This is a genomic window from Pseudomonas fluorescens, from assembly GCF_005938625.1.
Classification (GTDB): domain Bacteria; phylum Pseudomonadota; class Gammaproteobacteria; order Pseudomonadales; family Pseudomonadaceae; genus Aquipseudomonas; species Aquipseudomonas fluorescens_BD.
In genome coordinates this window covers 1-15,065 of the sequence record NZ_VCNJ01000025.1, presented here as the reverse complement: position 1 = coordinate 15,065, position 15,065 = coordinate 1, and the positions used below count along the sequence as shown (strand labels likewise).

Sequence of the window (15,065 nt, the reverse complement as noted above, 5' to 3'; positions counted from 1 at the left end):
ATTGCATGCGTGGCTTGTGGCTGTTGACGGTGGTGTTGCTTGCGGGGTGTCAGCATGCTGTGGCGCCACCGCCGGTCAGTGGTGAGGTTCGTGATCTGCGCAGCGGTGAAGTGCTGACGGCGCAGCAGTTGCTGAAGCGTCTCGCTAAGCCTGAGCGTTTGATCATCGGCGAGCAGCATGACAATGCCGATCATCACGCAGCGCAATTGTGGTTGTTGCGCTCGCTCGGTGAGCAGCGGCCGCAAGGTAGTCTGCTCCTGGAAATGCTCACGCCCGATCAGCAGCCTCGCGTTGATCAAGTGCGCCAGACGACAACGCCGCCCGCTGACCTCCCTGGCGCATTGGCCTGGCAGGATGGCTGGGACTGGAATCTCTACGGGCCCATTGTCCGTTTCGCTTTCACGCAACCGTATCCAATGCTGGCGGCGAATTTGACCAACGCCGAAATCCGCACTTTCTATCGTGATCCACCGGCGTTGACGGGAAAGCGCAGCAATGCTGAATCGGTGAAAACTGTATTGCTGGAACAGATCAGCGATTCCCACTGTGGCCTGTTGCCCGAATCACAGATGCCGGCAATGCTGGCCGTTCAGCAGCAACGTGATCGGCATATGGCCGAGCGTCTGCTGGCAGCGCCCACACCTTCGATCTTGCTGGCCGGTGCGTGGCATGCGCGCAAGGATGTTGGCGTGCCGCTGCATGCTGTGGATTTGGGCGCCACTGAGGCTCCAACAGTGTTGATGCTGGCAGAGCAGGGCTCCGAGGTAACGGCCGCGATGGCCGACTACGTTTGGTACACGCCTGTCACGCCAAAGCAGGATTACTGCGAGCAGATGCGCAGACAGTTCGGCAAATGACTTTTCCACAGGCAAAAAAAGACCCGGTAAAAACCGGGTCAAATAACCGTGATTAGCCTGATGAGGAGATAATCTGAGAGTCCGAACCAAGGGCTTTTCAGAATATCGACTGATCTCGCGACCAGTTGTGATAATCATAGCGATTCTCATTACCGAGTCAACAACTGTTTTTCCGTTTTTCTGAATTTGTCTGGGAAATGTCCGGAACGCCCGGTAAACAAAGGGCTTCAGCGCTTGGCTTCAGTTGGGCTCATTTGCGTGATCTGCCGATTAAGCTGGCCGATCCGCCGCGCCATGCTTTCGATCAGGCTGTGGGCGATCTTCGGATTGGTGCGGGTCATGCTCAAGAATTGATCACCGGGAATCAGCATTACGGTGCTCGCCTTTCGGGCAACGACCGTGGCATTGCGTGGTTCGCCAGTGAACACGGCCATCGCACCGAAAATCTCGTCCTTGGCCACGTCTCCGACTTTCTGACCGTCCACAAACGCTTCGGCATGCCCGTCGATGATCACAAACACGTGATCAGCCGCGTCACCCTGATTGATCAGGATTTCACCCGCCTCGACCCGTTTGAAGCCATTGGTACTGCGGAACTCGCGCGGTTTCAGTTCTGCGACGGCATGGGCGAGGATTGCCATTTGCCCTAGCAGATACTTCAGAAACTGGTCTGCCCGACGAGCGTCGGCATACAAGTGCTGAAAAACCTCACAGCGCCGATAGGGCGTCAAACGCAATGCCCCGTCACTGCACAAACGGCAATCAGCCCAGTCCTCACCCTGCTGAAGGCCGATCAAATCGCCCTCCTGCCAATAAAACAGTGGGCGTGCGCCCAGACAGCCGCTAATCAAACCTTCATTGAGCAGGAATAACTGGTCGGCGGGTAACTGCGCGAGCAAATCATCCGACACTTCCAGCTCCATAAGCGGCCCGCAAGGCGCCAGGTCGCGCAACCACAGCGCAGGCAAGCTCTGCAAACGGTTGATCAAGGCATCGGCCCAGGCCGATTGTTCCCCCAGTAAATACATAACGGCCTATGCCCGTTCAGTTCTTGTGGCGCGAGGAAATGGCTTCGAGCTGTTTGTTCAGGGCGTCCTTGCGTTCAGCGGGGATGTCGTTCCAGTGCACATCCATCAGCGCGCCTTCGATCGCATACAACAACACCTTCGATGCGCGAAACCCGCGGGTACGCACGGCCCGGTAGGCGTCCACCGCGCCCAGGCGACGCAAGTCCGAGGCGCTGTGGATGCCCACGGCATGCAGCCATTGCGCCGACGTCTTGCCAAGATTCTTCAGGTGTTGCAGTTCATCATTCATCAAGCCTCCTTGCGACGGCCGAATGGTGCGTGGGCGAGCTTCTCAGGAGTGTAGCCATCAGTAGGAAAAGCGTGGTTGTTTGGTCGGATTCAACGCAAACGCTTCTAAGAAAGGGCGCTGTATAAGGTTGCGAAAGCTCTGGTGACGCAGGGAGAAGGGGAGAAATGCTGATAAATGTGGGAGCGAGCTTGCTCGCGAAAGCGGTCTGACTCTGACGATAGGGTCACTGACACTACGCCTTCGCGAGCAAGCTCGCTCCCACAGGAGGGAGGCGTTGTGTCAGAGAGGCAAAGAACTGTCAGCGAGTGCGATAACGCAAACGCGTACCGAAATTCATCGACATCAGAATTTCGTCAGCACTCAGCTCCGGCGGGAAATACGCCCCGGAAATCTGTGCGTGAGCCAGGCTTGCACCTTCCAGCGATGCGTTACGGAAATCGATGCCACGCAAATCGGCAGAACGGAAGTACGCGTCCCGGAAATCCACGCCATCGGCATTCAGCTCACGCAGATCAAGACCGCGAAAGTCGCCGCCGACCATGTCGATCGGGCCGTCCTGTGGACGCTCCTTGTTGAAACCTGTGATGTCGTCTTTGTGCAGCAAGGCATATAGCGGGGTGTCGAGAAGTTTCGGCTGGCTCATGTCATATCACCGTTGGTTTTATGACGCCAGTATAGTGCCACTATTTGGCGGCCGTGAAGCAAGCGAGGGCTTCACGGCCGAAATAGTTTCTTACAGGCCTGGCAGGCGCTGACGAATCTGCGCAACCACGGTGTCCAGCGTGCCGGACTCGTTGGTCTGCACGCGTTTGCTGCGCAGGATTTCTTCCGGCGTCAGCGCTTCACGATTGGCCTGCTGCGCTTCGATCACGGCCAGTGTGGCGTCGGACGGATCCTGTTTGTCCGCCTGACGAATCGCCAGCCAGCTCTCGATCACCGCTTGCGGCGCATTGCAGTCGAGGATCAGGAACGGTGTGCCGGTGGCTTCGGCAATTTTCGCTGCGTTGTCGCGTTGCTCGCGTTTAAGGTAAGTCGCGTCGATCACCACCGGGAAACCGGCGTGCAGGATGATTTCAGCGATTTCATGCAAACGCGCGTAGGTCGCGGCGCTGGCGTCGGCACTGTAAATGCCGGCCTGCACGTCGTTGGCGACAGTTTGCTCACCGAACAGGCGCTTGCGTTCAACGTCCGAACGCAGGCGAATGGCGCCCAGCGCTTCGACCAGACGCATGGCCACGTGGCTCTTGCCGACCGCGGAAACGCCGTGGGTGATGGCCATGAAGCGCGAAGGAATTGTGCTGTAGCTTTCGGCCAGGTTGGCGTAGTTGCGGTACTGGCGCAGGGTGGTGGCGCGCTGCACCGGCGTCGCGTCCGCGGGCATGCTGAACAGCGCAACCTTGGCGCGAACCAGTGCGCGGTAGGCTTTATAGAAGTTCAGCACTTCGAGGCCTTGATAGTCGCCGGTCAATTCCAGGTATTGGCTGATGAAGCGGCGCGCCAGGGATTTCAGGCCGCGGTCTTCCAGGTCCATCGCGAGGAAACCGGTGTCGGCCCAGACGTCGGTGAAACGGAACGGTTCGTTGAACTCGATGCAGTCGAAGATCACCACTTTGCCGTCGATAACCGTGGCGTTGCCCAAGTGGATATCACCGTGGCATTCACGGGTGAAGCCTTCGACCTTGCGTTGGGCGAACAGTGGCTTGAGACGCTCGAAGCTGCTCTCGGCCCAGGCTTTCAGTGCCTCGAGTTGTAGCAGATCGTTCTTATCGCTGAGGAACGGCAGGATCTGTTCGAAGTTTTGCGAGACTGGCGCCATCACGCTGGCCGGGGTACCGGCGTCGTGTTCGGCCGGGACTTTTGGTGCAGTGAGGTGGAAGCGCGCAATCTGTTCGGCCATCTCGTCGATGTGCTGGGTAGTCAGCTCGCCGTTGGCTTGCAGAGTGCTGAGCAAACCGCTCTGCGGGAACTGACGCATTTTCAGCACGTATTCGATCGCCGGGCCGTCGCCGCCTATTTGCGGTGCTTCAACGCTGCCGGTCACTGGCAATACTTCCAGGTACAAATCGTCGGTCAGGCGCTGGTTCAGACGCAGCTCTTCAGCGCAGAAATGTGCGCGTGATTCGAGGCCGGTGAAGTCGAGGAAGCCGAAGTTCACAGGCTTCTTCACTTTATAAGCGAACGGGCCAGTGAGGATTACCCACGAGATATGCGTTTCGATGACCTGAAACCCTTCGACAGGGTGCGGGTAGAGGGCCGGGTTTTGCAGGGCAGCGATCAGTGACTGGCTCACGGGCGATCCTTCAGAGACTGGGGGGAAATTCGAGGCGGCCATTATGGCTGCTCGCCAGCCTGACGCAAACCTCGGAGCGCTCCTGTTGAGTATTAATAAAGTGCGTATAATCCGCCGCCATGACTCGAACTCGATCCCCCCGTACCAAAAAAAAACCACCCTCCAAGGGCCTTAGCCCGTGGTTGAGCTGGGCCATTAAACTCAGTCTGGTCGGCCTTGTGGTGCTGGCCGGCTTCGCCGTATACCTCGATGCCGTGGTGCAGGAGAAGTTCTCCGGCAAGCGCTGGACCATCCCGGCGAAGGTCTACGCGCGGCCGCTCGAGCTGTTCGTCGGACAAAAGCTCAGCAAGGACGATTTCCTTACCGAACTCGATGCCCTCGGCTACCGCCGCGAAGCCGTGAGCAATGGCCCCGGTGCCGCAGCCGTCAGCGGTAACACAGTCGATCTGAATACCCGTGGTTTCCAGTTTTATGAAGGCCTGGAAAAACCGCAGCCGGTGCGTGTGCGTTTCTCCGGCGATTATGTGGCTGAGCTGTCGGCGACCAACGGTTCGAAATTGTCCGTTGTGCGCCTCGAGCCGCTGATGATCGGTGGTATTTATCCGAAGAATCTCGAAGACCGCATTCTGATCAAGCTTGATCAGGTGCCGCCATATCTGCTCGAAACCCTGGTCGCGGTCGAGGATCGCGATTACTACAGCCACTGGGGTGTGTCGCCGAAGTCGATTGCCCGGGCTATCTGGGTCAACACCTCGGGCGGCAAGATGACGCAGGGCGGCAGTACGCTGACTCAGCAGTTGGTGAAAAACTTCTACCTGACCAACGAACGCAGCCTGACCCGCAAGCTCACCGAAGCGATGATGGCGATGCTGCTGGAACTGCATTACGACAAAAAGGAAATCCTTGAGGCCTACCTCAACGAAGTCTTCGTCGGGCAGGACGGTCAGCGTGCGGTGCACGGTTTCGGTCTGGCCAGCCAGTTCTTCTTCGGTCAACCGTTGTCCGAGCTGAAACTGCATCAGGTGGCGTTGCTGGTCGGCATGGTCAAAGGCCCGTCCTACTACAACCCGCGTCGCAACCCGGAGCGCGCGCTGGAGCGCCGCAATCTGGTGCTCGATGTGCTTGAGCAGCAAGGCGTAGCGACGGCCGAGCAAGTGGCCGCAGCGAAGAACATGCCGTTGGGCGTGACCACTCGCGGCAAGCTTGCCGACAGTTCCTTCCCGGGCTTCATCGATCTGGTCAAACGCCAGTTGCGTGAAGATTACCGCGACGAAGACTTGACCGAAGAAGGCCTGCGCATCTTCACCAGCTTCGACCCGATCCTGCAGATGAAAGCCGAGGCGTCGGTCAACGACACCTTTAAACGTCTGTCCGGGCGCAAAGGCTCCGATGATGTGGAAGCCGCGATGGTCGTGACCAATCCGGAAACCGGCGAAGTCCAGGCGATGATCGGCAGCCGTCAGGCCAGTTACGCCGGGTTCAACCGTGCGCTGGATGCGGTGCGACCGATCGGCTCGTTGATCAAGCCGGCGGTTTATCTGACTGCGCTGGAAAAACCGAGCCAGTACACCCTGACCAGTTGGCTGTCGGACGACCCGTTGTCGGTCAAAGGCGCGAATGGTCAGGTTTGGAAACCGCAGAACTATGACCGCCGTTCCCACGGCACTGTGTTCCTGTATCAAGGGTTGGCGCATTCCTACAACCTGTCGACCTCGCGTCTGGGTCTGGAAGTGGGCGTGCCGAACGTGCTCAAGACTTTGGGCCGTTTGGGCGTGACGCGCGAATTCCCGGCATTCCCATCTATGTTGCTGGGTGCCGGCGGCATGACGCCTATCGAAGTCGCGACCATGTACCAGACCCTCGCCAACGGTGGTTTCAATACGCCGATGCGCGGGATTCGCAGCGTACTGACCGCTGAGGGCGAACCGCTCAAGCGTTATCCGTTCCAGATCGAACAGCGTTTCGATCCGGCGTCCATTTATCTGATCCAGAACGCCATGCAGCGCGTGATGCGTGAAGGTACCGGCAGCTCGGTTTATAACGTGTTGCCGAAAACCCTGACGCTGGCGGGCAAGACTGGTACCAGTAACGATTCCCGTGACAGCTGGTTCGCCGGTTTCAGTCAGGATCTGCTGGCGGTGGTCTGGCTGGGGCGCGACGATAACGGCAAGACGCCGTTCACCGGTGCGACCGGTGCGCTGCAGGTCTGGACCAGTTTCATGCGCAAAGCCGATCCGCTGCCGCTGGATATGCCGCAGCCGGACAACGTCGTGCAGGCGTGGGTCGATTCGCGCACCGGGCAGGGCTCCGACGCCAACTGCCCGGGGGCGGTGCAGATGCCGTATATTCGCGGCAGCGAACCGCCACCCGGCGCCGCGTGTGCGGGCGAAACGCCTGCTTCCGGCGAATCGGTGATGGATTGGGTCAAGGGCTGGATGAATTAAGCAAAGAGGGTTTCAAGTGAACAAATGGTTGATTCCAGCGGTGACCGCCGTGGCTTTGCTCAGCGGCTGCTCTTCCGTACAGCGTGGTTCGATTCCGGTGGTTGATTCCGGTACTGCGGTGTCCAACAGCGAACGTATTTCGGCCAATGGCGGCTTCCGTCAAACGACGGTCAAGCGCCCTGCGCAGGGCCAGACTCAGGCGATTCCGCAAGGTGATACTGGCGTGGTGGTGATGGTGCCGGGTGGTGGCGCGACGACTTCTGCGCCGATCAGCTCCTCGCCAATCGTGCCGGGTCCGGCGTCCGGTGGTATCACGCCGGGGCCGTATAACCCTTCGGCAGTTGAGTCGGCACCGATCAGCTCCGGCAGCTACAGCATGCCGTCGACGCCGAGCGGCATTCCTTCGGCGAGCAGTGGCGGTGGTCTGTCGGCCGACGAGCAGTTGGACGGTCCGGTACTCGCTTTGCTGACCACTGCGCAACAGCAACAGGCCGGCGGCGACCTCAACGGTGCATCGTCGAGCCTGGAGCGTGCCCAGCGTGTCGCTCCGCGTGAGCCGCAAGTGCTTTATCGCCTGGCGCAGGTGCGCATGGCTCAAGGTGATGCGCCGCAAGCCGAGCAGTTCGCCCGTCGTGCGCTAACCATGGCCAACGGTCGCCCGGACCTGCAAGCCAACCTGTGGGAAATCATTGCCCAGTCCCGTGAGAAACAAGGCGATTCCGCCGGCGCTGCTCAGGCCCGCCAGAAGGCCAAGGTTTCGCTGTGATGGATGCCCGTTTCCCGAAAGTCGCCGATCAGTTGTTGCTGATCGAGCGTGAACTGCGCACTCAGGGTTGGTGGGACGAAGTTCAGCCGTCGGCCGAAGCGTTGAGCAGTGTCGAGCCGTTTTCGGTCGATACACTCGACTTCGAGCAGTGGCTGCAATGGATCTTCCTGCCGCGCATGAAGATGATCCTCGAACAGGATCTGCCATTGCCGAATGCTTCAGGGATTCAGGAAATGGCTGAAATGGTCTTCGCCCAGCGCAATCTGCAGGGCAAGGATCGTCAGTTGCAGGTGCTGCTCAAAGAGTTTGACCTGCTGATCACTGCCTCGCGCTGATACCGAATCTGTGTAAGAGCTGCCGAAGGCTGCGATCTTTTGATCTTCAAAGTCAAAAGATCGCAGCCTCGTTTCACTCGACAGCTCCTACAGTCCTGCAGATGCCTATTGGCAATTCTCGGCTATCTGTTTCTGAGCCTCGACAATGCGCTCCTGCCGCTGTGCCTCGTCCAGTCGGCGCAACTGTCCCTCCACCTCTTCCCTCAATCGCGGATTGTTCTGCAACTGCGCAAGGTTCGTCCGAGCCTGTTCGCAAAACTGCTTGAGCTGTGCCTGTTGATCCACAACCTGCTTCTTCACCTTGTCATCGATAGCCTTCTGATCACCGAGCACGCCACTGCCCGGCATTGCCACAGGTTTCGGCGGGGGCGAGGAGGGCGTCTGCAAAGTAGTCGACGTCTGACCCGGTGGCGGCTGCGCATCGAAGTGCGTAACGCCTTGGGCATCGACCCATTTGTAGATTTGAGCGGCCATGCACCACGGGCTGAGGCCGATCAGCAGAGTCAGGAGGAGCGTTCGCATGCTGATTCCTTGGCAAAATTGCGCAATTGATACTAACAGAGTAGCGGTTTTCAGGTTTTTTCTTGCGTTCTCATGTGCTTACCCACAATTAACCACATAGACGACTTGACTTGGAGAGGGCGAAACAGAAGAATCCAAAGTCCGCTGTAGAGGGACTGCCAGAAGCAGACCCACTCGGTAGATCATGAGGCGCACATCCGCGCCGACCTGTTACACCCGCAACGCGTTACCTCGCGCTGGGTGGGAAAGGCCCGCAACACTTGGGACGATCCCAATACTTGCTCAGTCAGTGCTGACGTAGTCGGCGACCACCGTCGCTCATGCTCTGCCGAGAAGTAAACCTATTAAGACCCGCCCCTTTTTTGTGGACGGTATTCTGGCGTTTTAGAGGTGAACAACGTGGAGCTTTTATCTGGCGGTGAGATGCTCGTCCGCTTTTTGCGTGACGAAGGCGTCAAATATATCTACGGGTACCCGGGTGGTGCTCTCCTGCATGTTTACGATGCCCTGTTCAAAGAACCGGAAGTGACTCACATCCTGGTTCGTCACGAACAAGCGGCAACCCATATGGCTGACGGTTATGCCCGTGCCACCGGTAAAGCCGGCGTGGTATTGGTGACGTCCGGTCCTGGCGCCACAAACGCCATTACCGGTATCGCGACCGCCTATATGGACTCGATTCCAATGGTGATCATTTCCGGTCAGGTGCCAAGCACCATGGTCGGCACCGACGCGTTCCAGGAAACCGACATGATCGGTATCTCCCGGCCGATCGTGAAGCACAGCTTCATGATCAAGCACGCTTCGGAAATCCCGGAAGTCATGAAGAAGGCCTTCTACCTGGCGCAATCCGGTCGTCCGGGCCCGGTCGTGGTCGATATCCCGAAAGACATGACCAACCCGGCCGAGAAGTTCGAATATATCTTCCCGAAGAAAGCCAAGCTGCGTTCCTACAGTCCGGCCGTTCGCGGTCACTCCGGGCAAATCCGCAAGGCGGCAGAAATGCTCCTGGCGGCCAAGCGTCCGGTCATGTACTCCGGCGGCGGCGTGATTCTCGGCAACGGTTCCGCACCGCTGACCGAACTGGCAAAAATGCTCAACCTGCCCGTGACCAACACGTTGATGGGCCTGGGTGGTTTCCCGGGGACTGATCGTCAGTTCATCGGCATGCTCGGCATGCACGGCAGCTACACCGCCAACCTGGCGATGCACCATGCTGACGTGATCCTCGCGGTCGGCGCGCGTTTCGACGATCGTGTGATCAACGGCGCGGCGAAGTTCTGCCCGAACGCCAAGATCATCCACATCGACATCGACCCTGCCTCGATTTCCAAGACCATCAAGGCCGACGTGCCAATCGTTGGTCCGGTCGAGAGCGTCCTGACCGAAATGGTCGCGATCCTCAAGGAAATCGGCGAGACCCCGAACAAAGAGTCCGTGGCCAGTTGGTGGAAGCAGGTGGATGAATGGCGCGGTGATCGCGGCCTGTTCCCTTACGAAAAGGGCGACGGCAGCAAGATCAAGCCGCAGACCGTGATCGAAACCCTCTGCGAAGTGACCAAGGGCGATGCCTTCATCACTTCCGACGTCGGTCAGCACCAGATGTTCGCGGCGCAGTACTACACGTTCAACAAGCCGAATCGCTGGATCAACTCCGGTGGTCTGGGCACCATGGGCTTCGGTTTCCCGGCGGCCATGGGCATCAAGTTGAGCTTCCCGGATGACGACGTTGCCTGCGTCACCGGTGAAGGCAGTATCCAGATGAACATTCAGGAACTGTCGACCTGCCTGCAATATGGCTTGCCAGTCAAAATCGTCATCCTGAACAACGGTGTTCTGGGGATGGTTCGTCAGTGGCAGGACATGAGCTACGGCAGCCGTCACTCGCACTCCTACATGGAATCGCTGCCTGACTTCGTCAAGCTGGCTGAAGCCTATGGCCACGTTGGCGTACGCATCACCGAATCGAAAGATTTGAAGTCGAAGATGGCAGAAGCGTTCGCCATGAAGGATCGCCTGGTGATCATCGACGTTTCGGTCGACACCAGCGAGCACGTCTATCCGATGCAGATCAAAGACGGCTCGATGCGCGATATGTGGCTGAGCAAGACGGAGCGTACTTAATCATGCGGCACATTATTTCCTTGCTTCTGGAAAACGAACCCGGCGCTTTGTCTCGCGTAGTCGGCCTGTTCTCGCAGCGCAACTACAACATCGAAAGCCTGACCGTGGCCCCGACCGAAGACCCGACCCTGTCGCGTCTGACTCTGACCACTGTTGGCCACGATGAAGTCATCGAGCAGATCACCAAAAACCTGAACAAGCTGATCGAAGTGGTCAAGCTGGTGGACCTGTCGGAAAGCGCTCACATCGAGCGCGAACTGATGCTGGTCAAGGTCAAGGCCACTGGCGCCCAGCGCGCCGAGATCAAACGCACCACCGATATTTACCGTGGACAGATCGTCGACGTCAGTGCCAGCGTGTATACCGTTCAACTGACCGGTACCAGCGACAAGCTCGACAGCTTCATTCAGTCCATCGGCACCGCATCGATTCTGGAAACCGTCCGCAGCGGCGTGACCGGCATTGCCCGCGGCGACAAAGTACTCAGCATCTAAACCAAATTAGCGAATGGCCTGAACGGCCTGGATATATAGGGGAAATTCATGAAAGTTTTCTACGATAAAGACTGCGACCTGTCGATCATCCAGGGCAAGAAAGTTGCCATCATCGGTTACGGTTCCCAAGGCCACGCCCAAGCGTGCAACCTGAAAGACTCCGGTGTCGACGTTACCGTTGGTCTGCGTAAAGGTTCGGCCACCGTTGCCAAAGCTGAAGCTCACGGCCTGAAAGTGACCGACGTTGCTTCCGCTGTTGCTGCTGCCGACCTGGTCATGATCCTGACCCCGGACGAGTTCCAGTCCTCGCTGTACAAGAACGAAATCGAGCCGAACATCAAGAAAGGCGCCACCCTGGCCTTCTCCCACGGCTTCGCGATCCACTACAACCAGGTTGTTCCGCGTGCCGACCTCGACGTGATCATGATCGCGCCGAAAGCACCAGGCCACACCGTACGTTCCGAGTTCGTGAAAGGCGGCGGCATCCCTGACCTGATCGCGATCTACCAGGACGCCTCGGGCAACGCCAAAAACGTTGCACTGTCCTACGCTGCTGGCGTTGGTGGCGGTCGTACCGGCATCATCGAAACCACCTTCAAGGACGAAACCGAAACCGACCTGTTCGGCGAACAAGCCGTTCTGTGCGGCGGTACCGTTGAACTGGTAAAGGCCGGTTTCGAAACCCTGGTTGAAGCTGGCTACGCGCCGGAAATGGCCTACTTCGAGTGCCTGCACGAACTGAAGTTGATCGTTGACCTCATGTACGAAGGCGGTATCGCCAACATGAACTACTCGATCTCCAACAACGCTGAGTACGGCGAGTACGTGACTGGCCCGGAAGTGATCAACGCCGAATCCCGTCAGGCTATGCGCAACGCCCTGAAACGTATTCAGGACGGCGAATACGCCAAAATGTTCATCAGCGAAGGCGCAACCGGCTACCCTTCGATGACCGCCAAGCGTCGTAACAACGCCGCCCACGGTATCGAAATCATCGGCGAGCAACTGCGCTCCATGATGCCGTGGATCGGTGCCAACAAGATCGTCGACAAAGCCAAAAACTAAGTCGTTGTCCCTTGTATGAAAAAACGCGGCCTCGGCCGCGTTTTTTCGTTTGAGGCGGTGGTTCTGGTATAAAGCTGCAGCGTTTGTGGCCGAACTGTCGTCCTCAAGCACCTGTCGAATTTTCTTCAAACCGTTGCAAGGTAATGTCCATGAGCGAACGTCCCGAAGAGCCGAACAAGGCTTCTGACGCCGAAAGCCTGCTGCCCATCGATGAACACATCGAAGAAGGGCACGACGCAGAAGGTCGTAAAGTCCGGCATCGTGGTATCTATCTGCTGCCGAATCTGTTCACCACTGCGAACCTGTTCGCAGGGTTTTACTCCATCATCAACTCCATGAGCGCCCAGGCTGCGTTGAGTGCCGGTGACTCGGCGAATGCGAGCAAGTATTTCGCGTTCGCCGCGATCGCGATTTTCGTCGCCATGGTGCTCGACGGCCTTGATGGTCGTGTGGCACGCATGACCAATACGCAAAGTGCTTTCGGTGCCGAATACGACTCGCTGTCGGACATGGTTGCGTTCGGTGTTGCCCCGGCGCTGCTGGCGTTCGGCTGGGCGTTGGGCGACATGGGCAAGGTTGGCTGGATGGTCGCCTTCATCTATGTTGCGGGCGCTGCGTTGCGTTTGGCGCGCTTCAACACCCAAGTGGGCACCGCTGATAAACGCTACTTCATCGGTCTGGCCAGTCCGGCAGCAGCGGGTGTGGTTGCGGGTATTGTCTGGGCGTTCAGCGATTACGGCATTCAGGGTTCGAAGATGTCGTTCCTGGTCGCGCTGATGGTCGCGGCTGCCGGCATGCTGATGGTCAGCAATATCAAGTACAACAGCTTTAAAGAGCTGGATCTGAAGGGGCGCGTACCGTTCGTGGCGATCCTTGCGGTGGTGCTGGTGTTCGCCGTGGTCTTCAGCGATCCACCGCGTATTCTGCTGCTGGTGTTCCTCGCCTACGCCGCTTCTGGCCCGGTGCAGTACCTGTTGCATCTTCGTCGGCACAAAAAAGCCGAGTGATGTAATTTCCCGCATACTCCGCAGTCTATGGGTGCATCTGTCCTCCAAAGCCTGCGGAGTTGCCATGTTGATCAAAGTCCCCAAAGCGTCCGACTGCCACGAGTCGGATGTCACGCCTGAATCCGCTTATCTCTCTCGCCGCCAATTACTCGGGGCCACTGCTGCCGGGATCGCCGTCAGTAGCCTGCCACGCTGGGCCAATGCCGACGATGCCGTGCGTTACGCCGATGTCGAATCCGGTAAAGCGCCTGCCTGGTTTAACGACAAGCTGTCTTCTACTAAATGGGGAGCGGTCAACGTCAAGGATGAGGCGATCACGCCTTATAAAGACGCCACCCACTACAACAACTTCTATGAATTCGGTACCGACAAAGGCGATCCGGCAGCGAATGCCGGATCGCTGAAAACCGAACCATGGAGCGTAGTGATCGACGGGGAGGTGGGTAAGCCAGGGCGTTATACGCTGGAAGATTTCATGAAGCCTTATCAACTGGAAGAACGAATCTATCGCTTGCGCTGTGTAGAAGCGTGGTCGATGGTCATTCCGTGGATAGGTTTTCCGATTTCGGCGCTACTCAAACAGGTCGAACCGACATCCAACGCTAAATACATCCGCTTTGAAACTTTGCAGGATCCAAAAAGCATGCCTGGTCAGCGCTCCGGTTTCGCTTTGATCGACTGGCCTTATGTAGAAGGCTTGCGACTGGATGAGGCAATGAATCCGTTGGCGATTCTGGCAGTGGGCATGTACGGCCGAGAGTTGCCGAACCAGAATGGCGCGCCATTGCGCTTGGTGGTGCCGTGGAAATATGGCTTCAAGAGCGTCAAATCGATCGTGCGTATCAGCTTAGTCAGCGAGCAGCCGAAGACGACTTGGCAAAGCATTGCGGCGGATGAGTACGGCTTCTACGCGAATGTGAACCCGACGGTTGATCACCCGCGCTGGACGCAGGCACGGGAGCGACGTCTGCCGAACAGTCTGTTCAAGCCGAATGTGCGTGATACGCAAATGTTCAACGGCTATTCGGATGAAGTTGCTTCTTTATATACAGGGCTCGATCTGCGGAAGAACTACTGATGCGATTTCCGTTCTGGCGTATAGGCGTATTCATTGCTGCGGCTATCTGGCCAATGCTGTGGTTGTATCAAGCGCTCGAGGAATTACTCGGGCCGGATCCCGGCAAGGTGTTGGTGGATCGGCTGGGCTTGGGGACGTTGGTGTTGTTGCTGATCACTCTGAGCATGACGCCGCTACAGAAGCTCACTGGTTGGGCGGGGTGGGTTGCGGTTCGCCGGCAGTTGGGGCTTTGGTGTTTTGCCTATGTGGTTTTGCATTTGTGCAGCTATATGGCGTTTATCCTGGGGTTCGATTGGTCGCAGCTGGCGGTCGAGTTGCGCAAGCGGCCTTACATAATAGTCGGGGCGTTGGGTTTCCTTGGTCTGTTGGCGTTAGCGGTGACGTCCAATCGCTACAGTCAACGTCGTTTGGGCTCACGCTGGAAGAAGTTGCATCGGTTGGTGTACGTGATTCTGGGTCTGGGTTTGCTCCATATGCTGTGGATCGTGCGCGCCGATCTTGAGGAGTGGGCGATCTATGCCTTTATAGGTGCGGTGCTTCTGCTGCTGCGTATCCCGCCAGTGACGCGTCGTATCCCGCGTTTGCTGGCTAAAAAGCCGGTTTTGCAAGAAAAGCGAAATTAACGGTTGACGGCAGATTTCAGATGTCTATAATTCGCCCCACTTCCGGCGCAGTCGAAACGGAAAACTCCTTGAGATTCAATGAGTTATGTAGGTTTCGACAGCGGGTTGCTTCAGTTCATCGAAGCCGAAAGGGAGATGAAACA

15 protein-coding genes are annotated in these 15,065 nt (G+C 57.8%); 10 read left to right on the top strand and 5 right to left on the bottom strand.

All coding sequences use genetic code 11. The features are described from left to right. Positions 1–5: 5 nt before the first annotated feature. Positions 6–857, top strand: a complete 852-nt coding sequence (locus FGA82_RS16660) for a ChaN family lipoprotein (RefSeq protein WP_141127891.1) — start codon at positions 6–8, stop codon at positions 855–857. 227 nt (positions 858–1,084) lie between these two features. Here FGA82_RS16660 and FGA82_RS16655 read toward each other — a convergent pair whose 3' ends face one another. The 4 genes from FGA82_RS16655 to FGA82_RS16640 all read right to left on the bottom strand — a co-directional run bounded on the left by FGA82_RS16655 (position 1,085) and on the right by FGA82_RS16640 (position 4,464). Continuing rightward, entirely contained in the window at positions 1,085–1,885 is an 801-nt protein-coding gene (locus FGA82_RS16655; protein ID WP_141127890.1) for a Crp/Fnr family transcriptional regulator, read from the bottom strand. Positions 1,886–1,901: 16 nt separating this feature from the next. Continuing rightward, a complete protein-coding gene (locus FGA82_RS16650; RefSeq protein ID WP_003228231.1) occupies positions 1,902–2,174 on the bottom strand; it encodes a TfoX/Sxy family protein in 273 nt (90 codons plus the stop codon). 298 nt (positions 2,175–2,472) lie between these two features. Beyond that, positions 2,473–2,817, bottom strand: a complete 345-nt coding sequence (locus FGA82_RS16645) for a pentapeptide repeat-containing protein (RefSeq protein ID WP_007909940.1) — start codon at positions 2,815–2,817, stop codon at positions 2,473–2,475. Positions 2,818–2,907: 90 nt separating this feature from the next. Next, positions 2,908–4,464: an AAA family ATPase gene (locus FGA82_RS16640; protein ID WP_141127889.1), complete on the bottom strand. Its 1,557-nt coding sequence runs from the start codon at positions 4,462–4,464 to the stop codon at positions 2,908–2,910. 119 nt (positions 4,465–4,583) lie between these two features. Here FGA82_RS16640 and mrcB point away from each other — a divergent pair, with 119 nt between their 5' ends. The 3 genes from mrcB to FGA82_RS16625 are packed head-to-tail and all read left to right on the top strand — an operon-like array spanning position 4,584 to position 8,009. Further along, positions 4,584–6,908: a penicillin-binding protein 1B gene (gene mrcB / locus FGA82_RS16635; protein ID WP_141127888.1), complete on the top strand. Its 2,325-nt coding sequence runs from the start codon at positions 4,584–4,586 to the stop codon at positions 6,906–6,908. A gap of 16 nt (positions 6,909–6,924) precedes the next feature. After that, the gene (locus tag FGA82_RS16630) at positions 6,925–7,674 is read left to right on the top strand and encodes a hypothetical protein (RefSeq protein WP_141127887.1); all 750 of its coding nucleotides are present in this window, start codon (positions 6,925–6,927) and stop codon (positions 7,672–7,674) included. Beyond that, positions 7,674–8,009: a YqcC family protein gene (locus FGA82_RS16625; protein WP_141127886.1), complete on the top strand. Its 336-nt coding sequence runs from the start codon at positions 7,674–7,676 to the stop codon at positions 8,007–8,009. Before FGA82_RS16630 ends, FGA82_RS16625 begins: the two co-directional genes overlap by 1 nt. Before the next feature lie 105 nt (positions 8,010–8,114). On the opposite strand, the gene FGA82_RS16620 is transcribed toward FGA82_RS16625, so the two are convergent. Then, positions 8,115–8,531, bottom strand: a complete 417-nt coding sequence (locus FGA82_RS16620) for a DUF4124 domain-containing protein (RefSeq protein WP_141127885.1) — start codon at positions 8,529–8,531, stop codon at positions 8,115–8,117. A 399-nt stretch (positions 8,532–8,930) separates the two neighbouring features. Between FGA82_RS16620 and FGA82_RS16615 the strand changes: the two genes are divergently transcribed. The 6 genes from FGA82_RS16615 (at position 8,931) to msrQ (ending at position 14,922) form a co-directional block, all read left to right on the top strand. Next, positions 8,931–10,655, top strand: coding sequence for an acetolactate synthase 3 large subunit (locus FGA82_RS16615; protein WP_141127884.1), 1,725 nt, complete (start codon positions 8,931–8,933; stop codon positions 10,653–10,655). A gap of 2 nt (positions 10,656–10,657) precedes the next feature. Further along, positions 10,658–11,149 carry an acetolactate synthase small subunit gene (gene ilvN / locus FGA82_RS16610; RefSeq protein WP_003176102.1) on the top strand — a complete coding sequence of 164 codons (492 nt, stop codon included), beginning with the start codon at positions 10,658–10,660 and terminating at the stop codon, positions 11,147–11,149. Between the two features lie 48 nt (positions 11,150–11,197). After that, positions 11,198–12,214: a ketol-acid reductoisomerase gene (ilvC, locus tag FGA82_RS16605; protein WP_003228216.1), complete on the top strand. Its 1,017-nt coding sequence runs from the start codon at positions 11,198–11,200 to the stop codon at positions 12,212–12,214. A 149-nt stretch (positions 12,215–12,363) separates the two neighbouring features. Next, on the top strand, positions 12,364–13,221 hold the full coding sequence (pssA, locus tag FGA82_RS16600; RefSeq protein WP_016983477.1) for a CDP-diacylglycerol--serine O-phosphatidyltransferase: 858 nt from the start codon (positions 12,364–12,366) through the stop codon (positions 13,219–13,221). 64 nt (positions 13,222–13,285) lie between these two features. Beyond that, positions 13,286–14,299 (top strand): protein-methionine-sulfoxide reductase catalytic subunit MsrP, encoded by a 1,014-nt coding sequence (gene msrP / locus FGA82_RS16595; RefSeq protein ID WP_141127883.1) that lies wholly within the window; start codon positions 13,286–13,288, stop codon positions 14,297–14,299. Beyond that, positions 14,299–14,922 (top strand): protein-methionine-sulfoxide reductase heme-binding subunit MsrQ, encoded by a 624-nt coding sequence (msrQ, locus tag FGA82_RS16590; RefSeq protein WP_141127882.1) that lies wholly within the window; start codon positions 14,299–14,301, stop codon positions 14,920–14,922. The genes msrP and msrQ overlap by 1 nt, the downstream gene beginning before the upstream one ends. The last annotated feature ends 143 nt before the right edge of the window (positions 14,923–15,065 follow it).